The 22,642-nt window shown below is 63.9% G+C and carries 19 protein-coding genes and 2 tRNA genes; 6 read left to right on the plus strand and 15 right to left on the minus strand.

From position 1 onward, the window contains the following. Positions 1-16: 16 nt before the first annotated feature. The 8 genes from FIU85_RS02370 to FIU85_RS02405 form a co-directional block, all read right to left on the minus strand. Positions 17-1,501 carry a class I adenylate-forming enzyme family protein gene (locus FIU85_RS02370; RefSeq protein WP_152495714.1) on the minus strand — a complete coding sequence of 495 codons (1,485 nt, stop codon included), beginning with the start codon at positions 1,499-1,501 and terminating at the stop codon, positions 17-19. Beyond that, positions 1,498-2,244 (minus strand): CoA-transferase subunit beta, encoded by a 747-nt coding sequence (locus FIU85_RS02375; protein ID WP_152495715.1) that lies wholly within the window; start codon positions 2,242-2,244, stop codon positions 1,498-1,500. Before FIU85_RS02375 ends, FIU85_RS02370 begins: the two co-directional genes overlap by 4 nt. Continuing rightward, a complete protein-coding gene (locus tag FIU85_RS02380) occupies positions 2,241-3,068 on the minus strand; it encodes a CoA transferase subunit A (protein ID WP_152495716.1) in 828 nt (275 codons plus the stop codon). The genes FIU85_RS02375 and FIU85_RS02380 overlap by 4 nt, the downstream gene beginning before the upstream one ends. Further along, positions 3,065-3,841: an enoyl-CoA hydratase/isomerase family protein gene (locus FIU85_RS02385; RefSeq protein ID WP_152492253.1), complete on the minus strand. Its 777-nt coding sequence runs from the start codon at positions 3,839-3,841 to the stop codon at positions 3,065-3,067. Before FIU85_RS02385 ends, FIU85_RS02380 begins: the two co-directional genes overlap by 4 nt. Then, the gene (locus FIU85_RS02390) at positions 3,838-4,995 is read right to left on the minus strand and encodes a CaiB/BaiF CoA-transferase family protein (RefSeq protein ID WP_152495717.1); all 1,158 of its coding nucleotides are present in this window, start codon (positions 4,993-4,995) and stop codon (positions 3,838-3,840) included. The genes FIU85_RS02385 and FIU85_RS02390 overlap by 4 nt, the downstream gene beginning before the upstream one ends. Further along, positions 4,992-5,801, minus strand: coding sequence for an IclR family transcriptional regulator (locus FIU85_RS02395; protein ID WP_152495718.1), 810 nt, complete (start codon positions 5,799-5,801; stop codon positions 4,992-4,994). The genes FIU85_RS02390 and FIU85_RS02395 overlap by 4 nt, the downstream gene beginning before the upstream one ends. Next, positions 5,798-8,011 (minus strand): TRAP transporter fused permease subunit, encoded by a 2,214-nt coding sequence (locus tag FIU85_RS02400; protein ID WP_254702989.1) that lies wholly within the window; start codon positions 8,009-8,011, stop codon positions 5,798-5,800. The genes FIU85_RS02395 and FIU85_RS02400 overlap by 4 nt, the downstream gene beginning before the upstream one ends. A 111-nt stretch (positions 8,012-8,122) precedes the next feature. Then, positions 8,123-9,124, minus strand: coding sequence for a TAXI family TRAP transporter solute-binding subunit (locus FIU85_RS02405; protein ID WP_152492250.1), 1,002 nt, complete (start codon positions 9,122-9,124; stop codon positions 8,123-8,125). A gap of 845 nt (positions 9,125-9,969) precedes the next feature. Between FIU85_RS02405 and FIU85_RS02410 the strand changes: the two genes are divergently transcribed. Both FIU85_RS02410 and FIU85_RS02415 read left to right on the plus strand, forming a co-directional pair. After that, positions 9,970-11,117 (plus strand): IS3 family transposase gene (locus tag FIU85_RS02410; protein ID WP_152495719.1). Its coding sequence is split into 2 segments (ribosomal slippage): positions 9,970-10,222 and positions 10,222-11,117, totalling 1,149 coding nucleotides; the frame shifts between segments, so codons are not numbered across the junction. Between the two features lie 77 nt (positions 11,118-11,194). Beyond that, positions 11,195-11,992 (plus strand): hypothetical protein, encoded by a 798-nt coding sequence (locus tag FIU85_RS02415; protein WP_152495720.1) that lies wholly within the window; start codon positions 11,195-11,197, stop codon positions 11,990-11,992. A gap of 66 nt (positions 11,993-12,058) precedes the next feature. Here the strand turns inward: FIU85_RS02415 and FIU85_RS02420 are convergent. Continuing rightward, positions 12,059-12,144, minus strand: a tRNA-Leu gene (locus FIU85_RS02420). Between the two features lie 129 nt (positions 12,145-12,273). On the opposite strand from FIU85_RS02420, the gene FIU85_RS02425 reads away from it, so the two are divergent. Both FIU85_RS02425 and FIU85_RS02430 read left to right on the plus strand, forming a co-directional pair. After that, positions 12,274-12,888 (plus strand): exopolysaccharide biosynthesis protein, encoded by a 615-nt coding sequence (locus tag FIU85_RS02425; protein WP_152495721.1) that lies wholly within the window; start codon positions 12,274-12,276, stop codon positions 12,886-12,888. 74 nt (positions 12,889-12,962) lie between these two features. Next, entirely contained in the window at positions 12,963-13,439 is a 477-nt protein-coding gene (locus tag FIU85_RS02430; protein ID WP_152495722.1) for a disulfide bond formation protein B, read from the plus strand. On the opposite strand, the gene FIU85_RS02435 is transcribed toward FIU85_RS02430, so the two are convergent. Beyond that, entirely contained in the window at positions 13,436-13,864 is a 429-nt protein-coding gene (locus tag FIU85_RS02435) for an Lrp/AsnC family transcriptional regulator (RefSeq protein WP_152495723.1), read from the minus strand. The genes FIU85_RS02430 and FIU85_RS02435 overlap by 4 nt on opposite strands. 115 nt (positions 13,865-13,979) lie before the next feature. Here FIU85_RS02435 and rocF point away from each other — a divergent pair, with 115 nt between their 5' ends. After that, positions 13,980-14,909: an arginase gene (gene rocF, locus FIU85_RS02440; RefSeq protein ID WP_152495724.1), complete on the plus strand. Its 930-nt coding sequence runs from the start codon at positions 13,980-13,982 to the stop codon at positions 14,907-14,909. Between the two features lie 23 nt (positions 14,910-14,932). Continuing rightward, positions 14,933-15,979 (plus strand): ornithine cyclodeaminase, encoded by a 1,047-nt coding sequence (locus tag FIU85_RS02445; RefSeq protein WP_152498158.1) that lies wholly within the window; start codon positions 14,933-14,935, stop codon positions 15,977-15,979. A gap of 398 nt (positions 15,980-16,377) precedes the next feature. Here the strand turns inward: FIU85_RS02445 and FIU85_RS02450 are convergent, their stop codons facing one another. The 5 genes from FIU85_RS02450 to pdxH all read right to left on the minus strand — a co-directional run bounded on the left by FIU85_RS02450 (position 16,378) and on the right by pdxH (position 22,574). Continuing rightward, entirely contained in the window at positions 16,378-20,043 is a 3,666-nt protein-coding gene (locus FIU85_RS02450; RefSeq protein WP_152495725.1) for a vitamin B12-dependent ribonucleotide reductase, read from the minus strand. Between the two features lie 583 nt (positions 20,044-20,626). Then, a tRNA-Pro gene (locus FIU85_RS02455) sits at positions 20,627-20,703 on the minus strand. A gap of 148 nt (positions 20,704-20,851) precedes the next feature. Next, positions 20,852-21,286 carry a DUF192 domain-containing protein gene (locus FIU85_RS02460; protein ID WP_152495726.1) on the minus strand — a complete coding sequence of 145 codons (435 nt, stop codon included), beginning with the start codon at positions 21,284-21,286 and terminating at the stop codon, positions 20,852-20,854. A gap of 23 nt (positions 21,287-21,309) precedes the next feature. Continuing rightward, positions 21,310-21,855 (minus strand): cold-shock protein, encoded by a 546-nt coding sequence (locus FIU85_RS02465; protein ID WP_152492242.1) that lies wholly within the window; start codon positions 21,853-21,855, stop codon positions 21,310-21,312. A 113-nt stretch (positions 21,856-21,968) separates the two neighbouring features. Then, on the minus strand, positions 21,969-22,574 hold the full coding sequence (gene pdxH, locus FIU85_RS02470) for a pyridoxamine 5'-phosphate oxidase (RefSeq protein WP_152495727.1): 606 nt from the start codon (positions 22,572-22,574) through the stop codon (positions 21,969-21,971). Between the last annotated feature and the right edge of the window lie 68 nt (positions 22,575-22,642).

Raw genomic sequence — 22,642 nt, forward strand, 5'->3', positions numbered from 1 at the left:
GACCGACGGTCCGGCCTCAACCGCCGGTCAGTGCCGGGGACATGCGTTGCGACAGCTTTGCCGTCAGCTGTTTGCGGTCAATCTTGCCGACATGGTTTTCCGGCAGGCGGTCCACGCGTTCGATCCCGGCCAGACAATGGGCGCGGCCAAGTGCGTCCCGGATCTTTCGGTTCAAGTCGTCAAGAGCCTCGATCTGGCTCGTGCCTTCCACGAAAGCGAACGGCACTTCTCCGAGATCGGCATGTGGCGCGGGCACCACGCAAGCCGCCCGGATACCCGGGCTTGCAAGCAGCACATCCTCTATGCTTGCGGGAGCCAGGTTTTCACCACCGCGTATGATGATCTCCTTCAGGCGGCCGGTCAGGAAAAGATAGCCATCTGCGTCGAGATATCCCAGATCCCCTGATCTGACCCAGCCCTCCGGGTCGAACGGGGGATGGCCGACATAGCCAAGAGCGGACAACGGACCGCGGAACGCCACTTCGCCGCGGCTTTCGATCGGCAAGGGCGTGTCCCCGGCAGGTTCAAGAATTGCCACCTCGGCACCGGGAATGGCGCGCCCGACAGAGCCGCGCCGGGCCGCGCCCGGCGGATTGGCGGTCGATGTGCAGGTAAACTCCGTTTGCCCATAGCTCACCAGAACCTGGCAGCCCAGATGCGCTTCGATCCGGTCCTGTGTTTCGACCGCCAGCGGCGCCGAGCCGCAGCGAAGCATGCGCAGCCGGTCCGTCGCCCCTTGCGGGATCGGATGGTCCAGCAACCTTTGGAACATCGTCGGCACACCGGTGACAACGGTGGGCTTGAGGTCCGCCATCGCGTCCAGCGCGGCTTCCGGCGTGAAGCGCGGCAGCAAGGTAATCTGCGCGCCGCGCATCAATGGATAAAGCAGTTGGTTCAGAATGCCGTTGGTATGGCTCAGGGGCATCATGTGCAGGTAATGATCATCAGCGCCCACCGGCGTGATGTCCGACAATCCCCGCGTATTCGCCGCGATGTTTCCGTGGCTCAGCCGCACGGCCTTAGGACGTCCGCTGGAACCGGACGTAAAGATCAGCAAAGCTTCCTCTTCGGCGCTTGGAACCGGGACCGTGTAGCGGCCGGTGGCATCTTCCGGCACAGGCGGTGTCACGAAGCGCAATCCGGCCGCGTCGGCCAGCGCCTGCGCCGCCTCCCGGTTGGTGTCGTCACAGATCAAACCTGTAAAACCACCATCGACCAGCTTGGCCACGACCGAGCCTTGCGCCTCGCTCCGGCTCAGAACGGTCAGTGGCAGCCTGGCGTGCAGACAGGCCAGAAGGTCCGTGCAAAGATCCACGCTGCGATCCTGCAACAAGGCGACCCGGTCGCCGGGAACAAGGCCCGAGGCCAGCATTGCCCCGGCACGGGCCACGACCCTGGCGTGCAGCGTGGCATAGCCTACCGTCTGCCCGTCCGCGGACAATGCCGGCGCGTCTCCGCGTAGGCGCGCCTGTTGCTCGAATGCGGTGACGAAATCACTCATGCGGCCAACTCCGGCATTCGAACCGCCGCATCCGCTTCGAATGTCCCATCGGGATCCAGCGCCCGAAGCGCCGCCAATTCCGCCGCGGTGGGTTCGGGGGTTGGACCGGCCTGCGACATGTCGGTTTCGAAACCGGTCGCGGCCCGTATGTCGTCCAGCGTAACATCCGGGTGATGCGAGGCCACCGCAAGCCGCCCGTCCCTCTTGTCGAAGACGCACATCGGCGTGACGACGGATTGCAGATTGCCCTTTGCGGTCTGGAAAAACAGCGTGTTGACCAGCGTGCGCGTCGAATGTTCCGTCCGCCACGTGGCGGCCCGCTTCAGCGTCGGCATCATGACGGCCGATCCACCGCCGCCCGGCAGGCGCACCTTGGGGCTGTCCCAGTCACCGATGACCGAGTTGTTGGTCGCCCCGGTGCCGTCGATCTGACTCGCGCCCAAGAAACACAGGTCCATGCCGCCGCGCGTGCAAAGGTCGTAGAAATCCTCGTTAGCGAAGATCGAGCGCGAGCCCGCGGTAAGGGCCGCGTCCCCCGACGACAGCGGCACCGGCCCCGCCAGCTCCGCATCGACCCCACCGGCGACGTTCAGCCATGTGAAGTCGAAGTCGTAGGCCCGCTTCGCGACCAGGCACGCCAGCATCGGAAGGGTCGAGTTCACACCGGAGAACGTCACCTCTGATGGTCGGATCAGGCGGGCCAGGTTGATGACGATGTAGGAAAACGGGGTATAGCTGGTCATGCTGGCTCCTCCTGCCTGGCTTCGGGGGCTGCCGCCATGTGCCCTGCGATGGAACCACCGGCACTTTCTTCAACGTACCGGGCGACTGCATCGTAGTTGACGTCATAAATCGGGGCGAGCGATCCCGGCCAGGCGCCCTGCGGTGCATGAACGGCGGCGGCGGTCATGAAGCTGGGCACCAGGGTCAGTTCCGGCCGCTCTGAAAAGCTCTCGGACGGGGCAAGGGTTTCGGCGGTCACCAGAACCTTGCGGGCCGCGCGTGTCAGCGCCCGGTCCCAATGCGGCGAGCCCTCGACGCGGGCATTGCCATCGCGGTCCACCGCATGGGCATGAATGACGGCGAAATCCGGGCGGATGGCAGGGATAAGCCAGACCTCTTCTTCGCCGCCGTAGGGGTCCGTCATTTTCTTCCAGCCGGACACCTCGGCGATCTGGCTGCCGTGCACGCCGCCGACCGGCATGAACGGCACGCCGGCTCCGGCCGCGCGCAGCCCGGCAGTCAGCGTCATGCATGCGTGTTCCTCCAGCTTGACCGTCCCGCTTTCGATCGCCTTGCGATACCCGCCGGCGAGACCGAAATTGCCTTCCATGGCGACGATCCCGGCCCGCACGCGCGACACGCACCCGGCCCTGCACAGGATGTCGATGTCGTAACCGGGGGAAGCCTTGATGATTTCCAGGTCGCGCTTGCCCTGCCGGATCAACTCCCGGACAAAGGCAAAGGGGCCGCGATGAAGGAAACTGCCGCCCAGCCCGATGGACGCGCCATCCGGGATCGTGGCGACCATCTCTTCCAGGGTGGTGAGTTTTTCCGAACGGGTCATGAGGGAACCTTTCGTTTCGAAGTGTCGGTTGCGGCTTTGGCGTCTTGCCGTGCCGCTTTCTGCGCCGCGACGTAGGCGGCGATCCGATCACGCAGACCGGGCCGCGCGGCAGACGCGACGAACGCGGCCATATCCGCTTGCGGATCGGCCTTGGAAACTGTGGTCGACAGGTGCGCCGCCACGTGCGGGTCAAGCTTCATCACCCCTGCACTCCACTCCTCCAGCGCCTCTTCCGGCGCGGCCGGCGTGGCATGCACGAGGCCAAGCCTCAGCGCATCCTCCGCCGCGACGGGTCCGCCGGCAGCGAGCACCCTTTCCGCGGCGTTTTCACCGATCCGCAGCGAGAGGCGATGGGTGCCGAGGAAGATGCCGAAGCCAAGCCCGGGGAACGCCATGCGTCCCCCGTCGGACAGCACACGGTGCTGACAACAGACCAGGATGTCGGCCCCCGCACCAATCGCGGCTTTCTGCGCCAGGCCAAGTGTCCGGCACGGCAAGGACCACAGCCGCTGCAGCATCAGCTCGATACGAGTCAGCAGCCACAGCATGTCCGCGTCCGACCGGCTCTCGATCCCCGCAAGGTCGAGCCCGGCACAGAAGACTGGCCCCGCACCGGTGATCACCAGGCCGCGCGGCGTTTCGGCCTCGACCCGGTCGAAGGCCGCATGCAGGGCCTCGACCATGTCGAGCGACAAGGCATTGCGCGTGTCCGGCGCGTTCAGGGTCAGGCGCCAGACGGGGCCGTCGGTGTGCAACAGTACGGCGTCCGTCATGCCACTTTCTCCGCGTCCAGTTCGGCCAGGATCGCGTCGCGATCCCCGTCCAGCCCCGGCGGGCCGCTGCGGATCGTGAACGCGCGGCCGGACATCAAAACCGGCGGGCCGAAGGTCGAGATCTCCGCTCCGGAGGGAAGTTCCGTGCGCTGGATCCAGCCCTGCGCTTCGACCTGCGGGTCGGCCAGTGCTTCGGGGTAGGTATTGATCGGCGCACAGGGCACACCGGCCGCGCTGAACCGGGCCAGCCATTCCTCTGCATCTTCCTTGACGAAACGCTCTTCCAGCAACGGCTTCAGCTCCGCCTGGTTGGTCGCCCGGTCCGAGGTGGTCAGGAATCGCGGGTCATCTTTCAGGGCCTCCAGCCCGGTAACGGCGCACACCTTTTCCCAGAGACGATCATTGCCGGCCGCGATGACGAAATGCGTGTCCCGCGCCGCGTAAGCCTCGTAGGGAGAGTTGCGCGGATGCGCCGCCCCCAGCTTTCGCGGCACGTTCCCGGTGCCGAAATACTCGGAAGTCTGCAGCGCGGCGATGCCCAGCGAACAGCCCAGCATCGAGGCGTCGATATGCGCCCCCTGCCCGCTTTGCCGCGCGGCCATCAAAGCGGACGCCACGTTGAACGCGCCGTAGAGGCCGGTCGCGAAATCGGCGATAGGCACACCGCACTTGACCGGCGGAACTCCCTCGTGGCCGGTCACGCTCATGATCCCCGAAATCGCCTGCATGGTCACGTCGAACGCGCCCTGCGTCGCCTTGGGGCCGGTCTGACCGAAGGCGGAGATCGAGCAATAGACCAGCGCCGGATTCCAGACTTTCGCGGTTTCGTAATCCAGTTTGAGGCGTTCCATGACACCGGGCCGCGAATTCTCGATCACCACGTCGGCGCGCGCGATCAGCGCGCGGGCGGTGTCGTAGTCACCCTGATCCTTCAGATCGAGCGCGATCGATTTCTTGTTGCGATTCAACGACGCGAAGTTCTCCGAGTAGCCGTCGGTGATCGGCGGCCATGCCCGCATGGCATCGCCGGTGGGGGGTTCGATCTTGATGACCTCCGCGCCCATATCGGCCAGAAGCATCCCGCAGAAGGGCCCGGCCGCGATCTGGCAGATCTCGACGACGCGAACGCCGGCCAACGGAAGTGTACTTGTCATGAATTGTCCTTTCGTCCTTGCAACGCAACCGAAGCTTCCTCGGCTGCTGCCATCACCAGCGGAGCAAGCTCCGCGATCCTGTCGTCGGGCATGCGTTCAGCCGGGCCGGCAATGGACAGCGCCATGCGCACACGTCCGTTCCAGCCGCGGATCGGCGCACCGATTGCACGTACGCCACCGCGCCACTCACCCCGGTTGATCGAATGACCCCTGTCGCGGGTGGCCTTCATGTCGGCGGCAAAAGCCTTGTGATCGGTGATCGTTTCCGACCCGAACGCATCCAGTGTCATCTTTCTCCAGCGCTCTTCACCAGCGGGGTCAAAAGCAAGGACGGCCTTGCCGGTGGCCACGCAATGTGCCGGCGCCCTATCCCCCACGCGCGTGAAGGTCCGCACCGCTTCCGGGCTGTCGAGCCGGTGCAGGTACAAGATCTCGTCCCCGTCGATCAGACCGAGGATGACGGTTTCCCGGCTGAGATCGCGCAGCCGCTGCATCGCCGGCAGACAGGGCGAGACGCGGTCCGGTTGCTCGGACCGCATCATTGCCACCTCCCAGATCCGCATTGTCGCGGCATAGCGCGATGTTTCCGCGTCCTGATCGACGTAACCTTCTTCCGACAATGTTTGCAGCAGCCGGTGGGCCGTGGCCTTGCCAATCCCGGTCACGCGGGACAGATCGCCAAGGCTCATTGCGCCCCTCATCGAGAGCGCTTCGACAATGCGTAGCCCGTTGCGCAGCGTGGAATCACGTCGCGGCGTCGCATCGCTGGTCGTGGTCTGTTTCGATGAAGTCTTTTCTTCGGTCATGTTTCGATCCTCTGGCCGATCGGGTGTCGCGGACGCGTCCCCCAGGCGGTAACAAGGATCAGGACAGCCCCGCCAAGGTTCGCCCAGATATGGTATGGCAAGAAGGCCCCCATGGCACCAGCCAACAGCCCGGCGTAGGCCCACCAGGTCAGCGGCCCTTCGGCATGGCGTTGCAGCAGGGCGGTAACCGCGTAGATCCCGAAACTGGCAAAGACCGCGACCCGCAAGGCCTCTGCCCCGTCCCCCGATATCAGTGGTGTGTAGGCAAAAAGCAAAGGCATGATGTAAAGCCCCTTGGCGATCTTCCAGGAGGTCAGCCCGGTTGCCATCGGCTTCGATCCCGCGATGCCGGCCGCGGTATAGGCCGCAAGGCAGACCGGCGGCGTCACGTTGCTGTCCTGGCTCAGCCAGAAGATGATCAGATGCGCGACAAGAAGGAAGGTCGACAACTGGCCTTGGTCCACAAGCGACGAGCGCAACACCGCGGACACTTCCATGGGCAGGCTGCTTACGACTTCGGCCGCGCGCTCTGCGCCGAGCCCGTTGGGCAGATCCGCCTGTAGAGATGGATCGAAGAGCGCGAGCGTCCCACTGACGGCCGCATCATTGACGCCCGCCGCCAGCGCGTCGATGACGATCCGGTCGGCCAGCAGCCCCGACAGCGCCGGCGCGAGCAGGATCGCCAGGATCACGTAGGCGGCCGTCACCGGCAGCCCCATGCCAAGGATCAGCGAGGCAAGCGCCACCAACGCGATCGCGATGATCAGCGATCCTTGTGACCACTGGATGATCATAAGGCTGAAGGCCCCGCCGACGCCGGAGGTCGTGATCGCGTTGTTTACCAGGCCAATGGCAGTCAGCAGCACGGCCGTCATCACCGCGGTCCGCATCCCGAAGATCAGCGCCTGCGCGATACGCTTCGGGGTCATCTTGGTGGGTGTTGCCCAACTGACGACCACCAGCACCGCGATGGCGACCGAGGCCGCATAGTTCGGTGTACGTCCGGTCATCAACAGCCAGATCATGACCCCGAGTGGCAGCACGAAGTTCAACGCACCGGCCGCCAGTTTCTTGCGGTCTACGGGGCGCGGCTCCGCAGCAGGGATACCCGACCGCAGGACCTCGATCCGCACGAAACAGGCGACCGACAGGAAATAAAGGATGGCCGGCAGTACCGATACCGCGACGATCGTGCTGTAGGGCAATCCGGTGTAACTCGCCATTACGAAGGCACCGGCCCCCATGATTGGCGGCACCAGCTGGCCGCCGGTCGACGAGGCTGCCTCGACCCCGGCGGCAAAGGTCGGCTTGAAACCGTTGGACGTCATCGTCGGGATCGTGATGACCCCGGTGGAGGCCGTATTGGCGACCGCGGAGCCGCTGATCGTGCCGGTCAGTGCCGAAGAGATCACGGCGACATAGGCGCCACCGCCGCGCAGGCGCGCGGCGACGATCCGGCTCAACTCGATGACGAAATCCGACGCGCCGGAGTAGATCAGGAAACCGCCGAAGATCATGAACAAGGTGATGTTGGCCGACGAGATCGTGGTGATGCCGCCGAACATGCCTTCGTCGTTATAGAGCGACCGGAACAGCACGTCCGACAGCGGCAGGGACGCGGACCGGAAAACGCCCGGCAACCAGGCTCCGAGGAAAAGGATATAGGCCAAGGATATCACGATCAGCGTCGGGATGATCCAGCCCGTAAGCCGCCGGGTCAGGTCCACGGCGGCAAAGATCACCAGCCCGCCGGCGATCCAGTCCATCGGACTGAAGATCCAGCCGGACCCGCGCTGGGCCATGGAGTTCACGTATACGCCATCCTCGGCATATGCGACCCAGATGGCCGCCCCGAAAATGGCAAACCCGTAGATCACGTCGAGGGCCAGCGCCCAACGACTGTCGCGTAACCGCTGCATGGGGGCTGTTGACAAGGCCGCGATCAGCCCGAAACCGCCGAAGTGCAACGCATTCTGCCATATCCCGGCTTCGTTGATGAAAAGGTTCGTGGCGATGTGCCAGAGCGCAAAGGCGATCACTGCCCAACGTATGACATGCGCGGTCCAAGCCCCCTGCCCCAGGCTTTCCGGGTCAAGCCAGCGCCGGCGTTTTTCTGACACCTGGTCGGCATCCGAGGATACCCCGGTCATAGCGGTCGCTGATACCGGGGCGTCGGAGGCGGCTTCGATCGAGTCTTTCGGGGCGGGCATGGGCTTCGCTCCTGTTTTGCGGTGGCGCGGAGACAAGGCGACCGGCAATCATCCCGGTCTGCTTTCGCAATGTGCCGGAGGCGGCAAACCGCCCCCGGTCGCGTCCTGCGATCAGTCCTGCATTTCCGGCGGGATCAGCCGCTCGGGAATATCCAGGCCAACCTCCCGGTAATAGCGCACGGCCCCCGGATGCAGCGGCGTCGGCAGGCCGGCAATCGCCGACTCCAGCGACATCGCCTTTGTTGCCGGGTGGATCGACTGCAAGAACGGCAGGTTTTCGTAAAGCGCCTTGGTCAGCTTGTAGACGTGGTCTTCGGACACGTCGTCGTTCACCGCAAGAAAGTTCGGCTGGGCGATGGTCTGGATCGCCTCGTCCTGACCGGGATAGCTGTTGGGCGGGATGGTATAGGCAGTCCAGAGTTCACGCCCGCCGTCCATCGCTTCCGCCTCTTCCGGCGTTACGTTCAGGATCGTCACGTCATCGCCGTTGGTGGCAAGAATCTGGGTGATCGCGCCCGCAGGCACGCCGGCCGGGATCGATGCGAAATCGATTTGTCCATTGGCCATGGCATCAAGTGTCGGGCCGTAACCGGAATAGATCATCTGAAAGTCTTCTTCGGCAGTCAGCCCCAGACCTTCCATCAAGAGTGTCCCGGAGCCAAGGCTGCCCGAATTGCGCGCGCCCATGCCAGCGCCGGCGCCCTTGGCGGCGACGATATCGGCGGCCGTGCCGGTATCGACCAGGTCGTTGCGCAGGATGAAGTGCTCGACATTCTGCCACAGCATGGAAACCGAACGGATATCTTCCATCGGAGTGCTCAAAGGCCCGGTGCCGCGCGCCGCGTAATAGCCGAACAACCCCTGCAGGATCGAAAAGTCGGCCGTTCCGGACGCCATGGCCTGTAGGTTCGCGCCCGAGCCCGCCGAGTTCACCGCCGTCAGCGAGAAGCCCTCCGAAGGCAGCAGCTTGACCTTGCTCAGCGTCGAGATGGCGACCCCCACAGGGTGGAACGTGCCACCCGTTGACGCGGTCTGCATGACATAGTCTTCGGCCTTCGCCGCACCGGTCATCATCACCCCTGCCATCATCAGGGTACAAATTGTTTTTCTCATCAGGACCTCCCTTGTTTTCAATGCTGATCGACCTCCTATCGTTCAGCATATCTGAATATTGTTCATCTTATTGAAACACGACGTTGTTGTAAACACGATTCCATCCGAGAACGCGCAAACCAGCGCGGGTTGCCCTGCGGCGACAGTCGGCCGGGCTGGCCGAAGGACCTGGCACCAAGGCCTAGGGCACTCCTGCCGCGGGCCTTCACTTGGGGCAGGATGTGCGGAACATGCGGCGGCAGGAACACCAGGCATTCGCAGAGCGTCTTGATTGCGCAATCACGGCCGTGGAACAATCTTCCTATTACGAAGGCTATGACCGCGGCTGGAGCCAGGAAGAAGCACTCAGGCGAGTGGGTCAGGCTTGCAAGTCAATCCGCATTATTCCTGAAATCAATGCGCCGGTCCGAGCGAAATAGGCCCGCTGGGTTTCGCCTTATGGAGGGAGAATTCGATGCCAGCGTGTTTCCACCAGACAACGACAATCTCACATTGGTAGTTGGAGCCCATCAGTCCCCAGTGGCACCACCAGGACGCACCCAGCACCCCGAAACATTGGTATACCGCCCCGGCTTGTATTCCCTTATGTGGGGGCGGCGGAAGAACGGAAGCCCTGCCGCCCTTCGGCGGATCGCTTTGCCCAAGGCGCGATCCCGGGTCTCCATGGTCGCTGTGAGTCCCATCCCTGCGAGAACGGAGATACCGCTTCGACCGCCCGGGATCATGTTGAGTCCCCTTGGTGCGAGCGTGTTGGGCCCCACCATGTCCTCCTCCAACGCATAGATCTCATCCGGACTTGCCCTGGAAAAGTGGAGAGCACCAACTGAGGAACCAGGAGGTGTTCTATGGGAAACGGAAACAGACCGACGCCGGAGTTCCGGCGTGAAGCGGTGCGGCTGGCGCTGACCAGCGGCCGGACGCGACGGGAGATCGCGGAAGATCTGGGGATCGGGCTTTCGACACTGACGCGATGGCTCAGTCGCGAGCGGGACGCTGGTGGGCCGGTCGAGGCATCGGTCGATCTGCACGCGGAGCTGAAGCGGTTGCGACGCGAGAACGCGGTTCTGAAGCAGGAGCGCGACATCTTAAAAAAGGCCGCAACCTTCTTCGCGAAAGACGCAAGTCGATGAGCTTCGCTTTCATAGAGGCGGAGAAGGCCAGCTTCCCGATCCGGCGAATGTGTCATGTTCTCGGTGTCAGCCAGAGCGGGTTCTTCGCTTGGCGGGACCGCCCTGCCTGTCATCGCCAGCAGCAGGACATGATCCATCTTGCCCACATTCGAACGGCCTTTGAGCTGTCGAACGGGACCTACGGCAGTCCCCGCATGCACCGCGACCTCGTCGATGAGGGGCTCAAGATAGGGCGGCACCGCACGGCACGACTGATGCGCGAGAACCAGTTGATCGCGCGGCAAAAGCGGCGCTTTAAACGGACGACGGACAGTGAACATGCCTGGCCTGTGGCGCCCAACCTCGTGGCACAAGATTTCGCGGCGGACTGTCCGGACAGGAAGTGGGGGGCGGACATCTCCTACATCTGGACGGCAGAGGGCTGGCTTTACCTTGCCATTGTCTTGGACCTCTTCTCGCGCCGCGTCGTCGGTTGGGCCACGAGTGATCGTCTGAAGCGTGACCTCGCCCTCGCAGCCCTGCGCCATGCTCTGGCCGCTCGCAACCCTGAGCCAGGACTGGTTCACCATTCCGACCGCGGATCGCAATACTGCTCGGTGGACTATCAGGCGCGGCTCCGCAAACGTGGCATCTTGATCTCGATGAGCGGGCGCGGGAACTGCTATGACAACTCAATGGTGGAAACGTTCTTCAAAACCATCAAGTCGGAGCTGATCTGGCCGGTCGCCTGGAAATCCCGCCAACAGGCCGAAAACGCCATCGCCAGATACATCGACGGGTTCTACAATCCCGTCAGACGCCATTCATCGCTCGGCTTCCAAAGCCCGATAGCATTCGAGCGAAAGGCCCGCGAAGTGAGCTAAACGCTCTCCACCAAAACCGGGCAAGTCCAACTTGGGCTGAATGCATTCGCGAGTGGCGTAGTGATGCGCGGATCCAGATGAAACTCTCGGACGGCACCAAGAAGTCGTACAACCGTGAGTTTGAGAAGATTCTCGAAAAGAACGCTGATAAGCCAATGTCTTCGACCACCAAGTCAGCTATCCGAAAAAAGCACAACGGAATGTCAGCGACGCCGAGAGCAGCCGACTGGATGTTGCAGACAGCTTCCATTCTTTGGAATTATGCGAAAATCAAGATGGACTGGCCGCTTCGAGAGAATCCGGCCCAAGGCGTCGACAAGTTTGGCTCGCAACGTGAATTCTTGGCGTGGCCAGATTGGATGCTCGAGGCGCTTGCCACCGCGCCCGAAGATGTGCGGATTGCAGGTGAACTGATCCGTGGGACCGGACAGAGGCCTGCTGCGGCGATCAAGACGCCCAGAAACGCCTTGAATGGCGATTGGATTGCAGTCACGGATGAAAAGGGCGATGAGACATTCGAGATCTGTTGCCCTGTCCGTTTGCGAACGCTGATCGAGAACCTTGAGGAAGGCCCAATGCATGTGCTTGCTAAGTCGGAGAACGCGCCGCGCTCCTATGACTCTGTGGAGAAGTCATTCCGAGCATGGCGCGCGACACTTCTCGACCTTGCCAAGGAGCACGACGACGACGCAAATCGTTACACTCTACATGGTCTCCGCAAACGCGCATGCGTTGAACTCGCGGAAGCCAACTGCTCCGACGCGGAAATCCAAGCTGTAACAGGCCAGAGCGCTGAAACAGTAGCATACTACCGGAAACAGGCGAACCGCAAAGCAATGTCGCGAACCGCACAGAAGCGGCGCTTCAAAGAATGATGTGGGAGTCACACAACGCCTGAAGACCAGCACCTCATTGCTCAGCGTGCAACCCATTGAAATCATTGGTACCCAAGGCCGGACTCGAACCGGCACGGTATCACTACCGGGGGATTTTGAATCCCCTGCGTCTACCATTCCGCCACTTGGGCACGGACCCAACGTCTACCCAACTCGTCGCCCGAGGACAATAGCAGAACTGACGCTGGCGTCGGGCCATGCGATTTGCTACCGCAGGGCCGGAGACCCCTTCGCCCCTCTCTGTCCAAGGACCCCAGAGCATGACCGAGACCGCCCCGGAAGATCTTGCGATCTCGGACCGGCTGAACCAGTTGACCGCCCGCGCCGAGGGCACCGAGGTCTCGCTGGCCTGGATCCTGGAGCAGTTGCACGAACGCGCCTTCGGGCTCTTCCTGCTGATCCTGGCCCTGCCCTGCTGCATCCCGTTCCTCTATGGCGTGCCGCAGATCGTGGCCCTGCCGCTGATGTTCGTCTCGGTCCAGATCATGATCGGGCGGCGGGTGCCGTGGCTTCCGGGAAAGCTGGCCGCGCGCCGCGTCGCCACGGCCAGCCTGCGCCGGCTGGCCGAACGCGCCGGCCCGTGGCTGCGCCGGATCGAGGCGGTGAGCAAGCCGCGCCTCGGGGTTCTGACCCGCAGGCCGATGGATCATTTCGTCGGCGCCGCGCTGGTGCTGTTCAGCGCGTCGATCCTGGTGCCCCTGCCCGCGACCAACACGGTGCCGGGCTTTGCCGTGGTGGTGGTGGCGATGGGCCTGTTGCAACGCGACGGCATCCTGGTGCTGATCGGCGCCGTGCTGGGCACCGCGTGGATCGCCACGCTGCTCTTCGCGGGGGCGACGCTGGTCAGCCTGATCCGGGGGTGGCTGGGCCTGTGACCCGGCAAGATCATCCCTTGCGAAGCGCCGCACACCCGGTCTAATGCGACCACCCCTTACCGTTCGAGGCAAACGTGACCCGTAATTCCCTTGTCATCCTCGCCGCCGTCGGCTCCCTGGCCCTGCTTCTGGGGGCTTTGGCCTTTCAGCACCTGGGCGGGCTTGCACCCTGCAAGATGTGCATCTGGCAGCGCTGGCCCCATGGCGCGGCGGTCGTTTTCGGGGCGCTGGTGCTGCTGGTGCCTCTGGGCGTCGGGGCGGTGCGGCTCTTGCTGGGAGCCGGATTGCTGGCGGCGCTGACCACCGCCGCGATCGGCGCTTATCACACGGGAGTCGAACGCGGCTGGTGGGAAGGTCCCTCGTCCTGTTCGTCGGGCAGCACGGCGGGCATGAGCACGGACGAGCTGATGGAACAGATCATGTCAGCGCCGCTGGTGCGCTGCGACGAGGTGGCTTGGCAGATGCTGGGCCTGTCGATGGCCAGCTGGAACATGCTGGCCTCGCTTCTCTTGGCGGTGTTCTGGCTGATGGCGCTGCGCCGGGCCGCTTAACCTGCCTGTTTCTTGGTGCTCAAGAGCAGGCTCGTCTCGGACGTCGCGACACCCTCGAAGCGCCTTATCTCGGCCAGCACCGCATCGAGCTCCTCCAGCGTTTCGGCCCCGATCTCGACGATCAGGTCCCAGCGGCCATTGGTGCTGTGCAAGGCCCGCACCGCCGACAGCCCCCGCAGCCGCCGCTCGATCCGCTCGGTGCCGCGCCCCTCGATGCCCAGCATCATCAGTCCGCGCACCGGATCGCGGATCGTGTCCTCTTTCAGCACGACCGTGAAGCCGACGATCTTGCCCGAGGCCTTCAGCCGGTCGATCCGCGAGCGCACCGTGGTACGCGACACGCCAAGCGTCATCGCCAGTTCCGACAGCGACGCGCGGGCGTCGTGCCGCAGGGCCGACAGCAGTTTCTGATCAACCGCATCCATTTTGCAGACCATAGCCTCCGTTTTGCCGATATTGGTTTCGGTATGAACAAAATACCTGCTTCAATCCGACCATTTTCGCAACAACATTCTGGCCAACACCAAAAGGAGCCGTGCGATGACCCAGACCAACTGTATTCTGATCGGTGCCCCCGTGGACAGCGGCAAGGCAAGGCGCGGCTGCCTGATGGGCTCGGACGCGCTGCGTGTGGCGGGGATCGAAAAATCGCTGGCCTCACTGGGCCACGCGGTAGAGGACTGGGGCAACCTGACCCCTGCCCCGGCCACCGCGCCCGCCTCGCTGCCCGGCCACCTGGTGCAGCCGGCGGAAACCATCGGCTGGACCCAGAGCATCGCGGATGCCGCCGAGAAGGCGATGGACAGCGGCCTGCCAATCTTTCTGGGCGGCGATCATGCGCTGTCGCTTGGCAGCGTGATCGGCGTGGCCAACCATGCCGCCCGCGTGGACCGCCCGCAATTCGTGCTGTGGCTGGACGCGCATACCGATTTCCACACGCCGCAAAGCACGGAATCCGGCAACCTGCACGGCACGCCGCTGGGCTATGCCACGGGGCGCGACGGCTTCGACGGATTTCCCGAGGTCGCCCACCCGGTCCCCTACGAAAACATCTGTTTCCTCGGCCTGCGGTCGGTCGACCCGGACGAACGGGAATTCCTGCAATCCACCCCCGCCCATCGCCACGACATGCGCAGCATCGACGAGCAGGGCATCGCGCGGCCCCTCGCCGCCTTCCTCGACACGGTCGCGGCGGCGAACGGGATGCTGCACGTCTCGTTCGATGTCGATTTCCTCGACCCCGGCATCGCGCCCGCCGTTGGCACCACCGTGCCGGGCGGCGCCACGATCCGCGAGGCGCATCTGGTGATGGAGATGATCTGTGACAGCGGCCTGATGACCTCGCTCGACCTGGTCGAACTCAACCCCTTCCTCGACGAGCGCGGCCGCACGGCGCAGGTGATGGTGGAGCTGACCGCCTCGGCGCTTGGCCGCCGCATCTTCGACCGTCCCACCCGCGCCTTCGCCTGATTTCAAAGGAGCCTGACATGCCTATCCTCGCCCCCTCCGACAAGGCGCTCGTGCCGTTCGTCTCCGTCGAGAACATGATGCGCCTCGTGCACCGGATCGGCATCGAGAAGATGCTGACCGGGCTGGCCGAGTATATCGCCGCCGATTTCGCCCGGTGGGAGTTGTTCGACAAGACGCCGCGTGTGGCCAGCCACTCGGACGTGGGCGTGATCGAGCTGATGCCCACCTCGGACGGTGAGGCCTATGGCTTCAAATACGTCAACGGCCACCCCAAGAACACCAAGGACGGGTTGCAGACCGTGACCGCCTTTGGCCTGCTTGCGGATGTCGACACCGGCTATCCCGTGCTGCTGACCGAGATGACGGTGCTGACGGCCCTGCGCACAGCGGCGACCTCTGCCCTCGTGGCGAAACACCTGGCGCCCAAGGGTGCCGACACCATGGCGATGATCGGCAACGGCGCGCAGTCCGAATTCCAGAGCCTTGCGATGAAGGCGGTTCTGGGCCTGAAAACCGTGCGCCTGTGGGATATCGACAAGGCCGCGACGCAGAAAGCCGCGCGCAACCTCAAGGGGCTGGGCCTCAACGTGGTGGAATGCGACAGCGCCGAGGACAGCATGGAGGGCGCGCAGATCATCACCACCTGCACGGCGGACAAGCAATATGCCACGATCCTGACCGACAACATGATCGGCGAAGGCGTGCATATCAACGCCATCGGCGGCGACTGCCCCGGCAAGACGGAACTGGCCCCGGCGATCCTGACGCGCTCGGACATCTTCGTGGAATACCCCGAGCAGACCCGGATCGAGGGCGAGATCCAGCAGATGGAGCCCGACCATCCGGTCACCGAGTTCTGGCAGGTCCTGACCGGCGCCGCACCGGGCCGGACCAGCGACCGGCAGATCACGCTCTTCGACAGCGTCGGCTTCGCCATCGAGGATTTCAGCGCCCTGCGCTACATCCGCGACCATATCCCCGGCACGGATTGCTTCCTGGATCTCGACCTTCTGGCCGACCCGGACGACCCGCGCGACCTTTTCGGGATGGTGCAACGCGCGACGCCGTAAGGCGCCGTCACTCATACGCGCTCGGCTCGGACAATGGACCTGAAGTTGATGCCGCCTCGGTCCCGGGTGAAACCGCGTGACCTTGGCTTCTGCGTCCGGGAAGAAAGGTCGCTACGTCCCTGAGGACACAAGAAAAACGGGGGGCCTAAGCCCCCCGGTCCAAGTTTCGCCGCTCAGGCTCACTCTTTATGTACCGCCCGGTTTCTGCCTGCGGCCTGAGCTGCGTCAGGGGCGAGCGCACCCGCCCCGGATCAGGATGGGTCAGAGCGATAGTCTGCCCCCACCCTAGTCTTCAGACCGTCCGCGATGTCTCGCGCCTCTGGCCTGTCTCGTCGGGGCGGCCGGCCTAACGCCAAACCGGGACCGCCCCTGCACACCCCCCAGGGGATGTGTGTCTCTCAGCTACACCCCGAGGTCGCGCCGCAGGTGTTGCACTTCATGCAGGTGCCGTTGCGCACCAGCGTGTAGTTGCCGCATTCGCCGCAGGCCTCGCCTTCGTAGCCCTGCATCTTGGCCTTGGTCGCCGCCGTCATGCCCACCGTGCCCGACGACACCGCCGTGGTCGTGGTCGCGCTGGCCGGCTTGGTCTCCGGCACCAGGGTCTTCAGCGCCGCCTCTGGATCGCCGCTGTCGAGCGCGGTGGCGAGCGCCGCCCCGCCGTTCAGCACCACCAGTTCCTGGGGCAGACGCTTGCGCAGGTAGCCCGTGGAGCTGATCTGCTTGAGCACTTCGAGGGATTTGGAGGCAGCTTCGCCCGACATCTCCTTGATATTGCTCACACCTTCCTCTTCGCCGCGCCCGAGGTCGTCGAACGACGCGCCTTCGGGTTTCACGTGCGCCAGGTCGGTGCGGTCGAGGTAGCTGACCGCCAGTTCGCGGAAGATATAGTCGAGGATCGACGTCGCGTTCTTGATGCTGTCATTGCCCTGCACCATGCCCGCCGGTTCGAACTTGGTGAAGGTGAAGGCGTCCACGAACTCCTCCAGCGGCACGCCGTATTGCAGGCCCACGCTGACCGCGATGGCGAAGTTGTTCATCATCGCTCGGAACCCGGCGCCTTCCTTGTGCATGTCGATGAAGATTTCACCAAGCGAGCCGTCGCCGTATTCACCTGTGCGCAGGTACACCTTGTGCCCGCCGACGACCGCCTTCTGGGTATAGCCCTTGCGGCGCTCCGGCATCTTCTCGCGATGCGACTTGACCACTTCCTTGACGATCACCTTCTCGACGATCTTCTCGGCCAGCACGGCGGCCTTTTCCTGTGCCGAGCCGGTCTCCAGCACCTCGGCGGCCTCGTCGTCATCCGCGACCAGCGCGGCGGCCAGCGGCTGCGACAGTTTCGAGCCGTCGCGGTAGAGCGCGTTGGCCTTGACGCCCATCTGCCAGCTGCGCTCATAAGCTTCCTGGCAATCCTCGATGGTGGCGTCGTTGGGCATATTGATCGTCTTGGAGATCGCGCCCGAGATAAACGACTGCGCCGCCGCCATCATGTCGATGTGGGAGTTCACCGACAGGAAGCGCTTGCCCTTCTTGCCGCAGGGGTTGGCGCAGTCGAAGACCACGTAGTGTTCTTCCTTGAGGTGCGGTGCGCCTTCCAGCGTCATCGTCCCGCAGACGTGGTCGTTGGCCGCCTCGATGTCCTGCTTGGAATAGCCCAGCGAGGCCAGCAGGTCGAAGGTCGGGTCGTTCAGCTTTTCTGCCGGGATGCCCAGAACGTTGCGGCAGAACTCCTCGCCCAGCGTCCACTGGTTGAAGACAAAGCGGATGTCGAAGGCGCTGCCAAGCGCCGCGTCAATCTTGGCCAGCTCGTTGGCGCCAAAGCCGTGCCCGGCCAGCGTGGTGTGGTTGACGCCCGGCGCGTTGCCGATAGTGCCGTGACCCACGGCATAGGCGACGATTTCCTCGATCTGCGCGCTGCCATAGCCCAGCTTTTCCAGGGCGGCAGGCACCGACTGGTTGATGATCTTGAAGTAACCGCCCCCGGCCAGCTTCTTGAACTTCACCAGCGCGAAGTCGGGCTCGATGCCGGTGGTGTCGCAGTCCATCACCAGGCCGATGGTGCCGGTGGGCGCGATGACGGTCGACTGCGCGTTGCGGTAGCCGTGCTGTTCGCCCAGTTTCAGCGCCTCGTCCCAGCTGGCCATCGCCAGATCGGCCAGGCGGCTGTCGGGCACGTTGGCCAGATCCAGCGGCACGGGTTTCACGGCCAGCTTCTCATAGCCTTCGGTCGCGCCATAGGCCGCGTTGCGGTGGTTGCGCATGACCCGCAGCATATGCGCCTTGTTGCGCTTGTAGCCTGCGAACGGTCCCAATTCCTTGGCCATCTCGGCCGAGGTGGCATAGGCCACGCCGGTCATGATCGCGGTCAGAGCACCACAGAGCGCCCGGCCCTCGTTACTGTCATAGCCGAAGCCCATGTTCATCAGAAGGCCGCCGATATTGGCGTAGCCCAGCCCCAGCGTGCGGAACTCGTAGCTGAGCTGCGCGATCTCCTGGCTGGGGAACTGCGCCATGGTAACGGAAATTTCCAGCGTCACGGTCCAAAGGCGCGTGGCGTGAACATACGCTTCCGCATCGAACGTGGTGCCATCGAAGAATTGCAGCAGGTTCATCGACGCCAGGTTGCAGGCCGTATCATCGAGGAACATGTATTCCGAGCACGGGTTCGAGCCGCGGATCTCGCCGTGTTCCGGGCAGGTATGCCAAGCGTTGACGGTGTCGTGGTACTGGATGCCCGGATCGGCGCAGGCCCATGCGGCGTGGCCCACCTTCTCCCACAGCTCGCGGGCGGGGATTTCCTTGACCACTTTGCCGTCGGTGCGGTTGGTCAGCGGCCACATCGCGTCGTCCTTGACCGCCTTCAGGAAGGCATCGGTCACGCGGATCGAGTTGTTGGAGTTCTGCCCCGATACGGAGGCGTATGCTTCACTGTCCCAGTCGGTGTCATAGGTCGGAAACTCGATGCTCTCGTAGCCCTGGCGAGCGTAGTCCAGCACGCGCTTGACGTAGGTTTCCGGGATGGCCGACTTTTTCGCGCCGCGAATGGCGTCCTTGAGTTGTGCGTTCTTGCTGGGGTCCACCGCGTCCTCGGTGCTGCCGTCCCAGGCGCGGATCGCGCCGAAGATCTCGTTCAGCTTGGCTTCGTGCATCTTGGAGCCGGCGACGATCGACGCCACCTTCTGTTCCTCGATGACCTTCCAGTTGATGAAATCCTCGATATCGGGGTGGTCGACGTCGCAGATCACCATCTTCGCGGCGCGGCGCGTTGTGCCGCCCGACTTGATCGCGCCCGCCGCGCGGTCGCCGATCTTCAGGAACCCCATCAGGCCGCTGGACTTGCCGCCACCCGACAGCGGCTCGTTGGCCGCGCGCAGCGAGGAAAAGTTGGTGCCGGTGCCCGAGCCGTACTTGAACAGGCGGGCCTCGCGCACCCACAGATCCATGATGCCACCGTCGCCGACAAGGTCGTCCTTGACCGACTGGATGAAACACGCATGGGGCTGCGGGTGCTCATAGGCGCTGCTCGATTTGGTCAGTTCGCCCGTCTTGAAATCCACGTAGTAGTGGCCCTGGCCGGGGCCGTCGATGCCGTAAGCCCAGTGCAGGCCGGTGTTGAACCATTGCGGGCTGTTGGGCGCCGCCATCTGCCGCGCCAGCATGAAGCGCATCTCGTCGAAATAGGCACGGGCGTCTTCCTCGGTGGTGAAATAGCCACCCTTCCAGCCCCAATAGGCCCAGGCGCCGGCCAGCCGATCGAACACCTGCTTGGCGCTGGTCTCGCCGGTCTTGGGCGTGTCGTCGCTGGCGGGAACCGAGCGCCACAGGAACTCGGGCACGTCCTTTTCCTCAACCTTCTTCACCTCGGTCGGAACGCCGGCCTTGCGGAAATACTTCTGGGCGATCACGTCGCTGGCGACCTGGCTCCACTTGGCGGGCACCTCGACCTCGTCCAGCTTGAAGACGGTGGTGCCGTCAGGGTTGCGGATTTCCGAACTCGTGGTGACGAAATCCAGCTCCGCGTAAGCGTCCTGACCTGCCTTGGTAAACTTTCTTTCGATCTTCATTGTGGCTGCCCCATGATCCAGCGTTTTATGACCTGCACGACCCTTGGCCGCGACCCTCGCGTCTCAGTGGACCAGGAGGCAAAACCCATCCCCGCCGATGCGCCGCATCCGGTCGCACCTGGCCGTCCCGGCCGTGCCGGTGGAAGTCTGTGGTGTTCGTCCCTCTCCAGATCCGCGCCACTATATCTTGTGGCTTGCTGATCCGCCCGCACAACCTGACGTATCCGGCCCTCACCGGTCAACGAATTTTTTACCTTGATTGCCGAAAAATTTCCACGCGCCGGGTTATCCACAGCACCGGGTTTGGCCCGCTGGTGATTCCTTTCCCGGCCCCGTGCGACTGACCGCTTCAGCGGGGGCCGGAAAAGCGCTTTTATCCGTGTGGCTTAGCCGGTTCTGAACGAACGAGTTCGGCACACCCACACGCAATCGCCCAGGAATCCACCACATGTGGTATCCCAAACACGCAAAACACCCCAGATAGTGCGGGCGCATGCCTCGACAACGCTCTTGGCGGTGTTATCCACAGAATCGACCGCAGGCGGCGGTGCCCGCGTGTCGGCGTTGTCATGTCGGAAAGAAGTGGTCGGGGCGGCAGGATTCGAACCTACGACCCCCTGTACCCAAAACAGGTGCGCTACCAGACTGCGCCACGCCCCGGACCGTGGCGCCCATGTAGACAGCTTTGCCGCGAATGGAAAGCCCCTTTGCGACACGCACAAGATCCGCGTGCCACGTCATCCCGGACCTGATCCGGGATCTCGGGCCGAGAGGTCCCGGGTCAGGCCCGGGACGGGCGCACGCAGGCCTATTCGGTGTCGCAGGGCCAGGCGGCGGCGTCAGCCCCGATCGCCGGATGGCGCAGCTCGGTGCCTTCGGAAATGCCCAGTTGCCGTGCCATGCCGCCATTGATCTCCAGCACGTACTGGATCGCGTCGCCGCCGTAGATCAGCGACTCGTCGAGGGGCTGCGCCTCGTGATGCACCTTCTGCACCGTGCCGGTGTCGTCGAGAAAGATCATGTCGAGCGGGATAAGCGTGTTGCGCATCCAGAACCGCACCGGACGCGGGGCCGGATAGGCGAACAGCATGCCCGCCGAACGCGCCATGCTCTCGCGGTTCATCAGGCCCTGGGACCGTTCAGCGTTGTCGTCGGCCAGTTCCACGGTAAAGCTTGCTGAGCCCCAGTCGCCGCGCAGATCGACCTTGTCCTCGCGGCAGGCGCCCATCGCGGCCCCCGCCATCAGAACCAGCGCCGCAGCACACGTCAGGAGCCTTTGGATTCCTTGACCGCCATTTCCCATCCACACACCTCCGTGGCCATGCGGCCGCGTTTACCTTCTATGACACGAATGGCAAGCGCCTCGCCCGGCTGCAAGTCCGCAAGACCCGACCGGCGCAACACTTCTATGTGAACGAACACGTCCTCGTCCCGTCCGAACGTGTTGGCGAAACCGAACCCCTTGCCCTTGTCGAACCACTTGACCCGGGCCGGTTCCAGCGGCGCGGCGCGGATCACCTCGGGGTCGATGCCTTCCAGGTCCGCCAGCCCGGTCGCCTCGGCATCCTCCGGTGGCTTGATCTCCAGCACCTCCACCGCCTGCACGCCGCGTTCGGTCTGCTGGACCGTCAGCAGGATGCCGGCACGGTCGGCGACGGAGCTTTGACCGAAATTGCGCAGAACGTTGGCGTGCAGCAGGATGTCCGGACCGCCCTCGTCGGCCACAACGAATCCGAACCCCTTGACGGGATCGAACCACTTTACATGGCCATGCAATTGCCTGGTGCCGTTTGCCGAGTCTTCCACGCTCACTGTCCGGTTGGGCCTTATTCACAGGCTGTTTCGGAATATTGCGCCGAAGTGAACCACGGTTTCAAGAGACTCCCACGGTATTCAACGGCGTGCATCCCTGAAACGCGCGTCCGCTATGGGCTCAACCGTTTGATTTCCCAAGCACTTCCCTGCCTATCGCGCCGCCAGACAAACCGATCGTGCAAACGGAAGGCGCCGTCGGCCCAGAATTCGATTTCAACCGGAGCGATACGAAACCCGCCCCAAAACTCGGGACGCGGTGGATTCGGCCCCTTGGCGGCGGTCACGCGTGCCACCTCGGCCATCAGCTCGGTCCGCGAGCCCAGCGGTTGCGATTGCTTCGACGCCCACGCCCCCAGGCGGCTTTTCAGCGAGCGCGACGCGAAATAGGCGTCGGCCTCGGGGCCGTCCTCGCGGGTGACGGTGCCACGCACCCGGATCTGTCGGCGCAGCGATTTCCAGTGCAGCACCAGCGCGACCTTGCCGCTGGCCGCGATCTCGGCGCCCTTGGCGCTCTCGTAATTGGTATAGAACACGAAACTGTCCGGGCCGATGCTTTTCAGCAGAACCATCCGGACATTGGGCATCCCCTCGGGATCGACCGTCGCCAGCGCCATGGCGTTGGGGTCGTTGGTCTCGGTCTTCTCGGCCTCGGCCAGCCAGGCGCGCGCGATCTCGAAGGGATCGTCGCCCGCGAATTTTCCGGTTCTGTCGGTCATTCGATCTTTCCCGTCCTGTCCCCTTCCCGCGCTAGACCGCGGCGCGCGATTGCGCAAGTGCAACCTGA

This window comes from Roseovarius sp. THAF8, from assembly GCF_009363735.1.
Classification (GTDB): Bacteria; Pseudomonadota; Alphaproteobacteria; order Rhodobacterales; family Rhodobacteraceae; genus Roseovarius.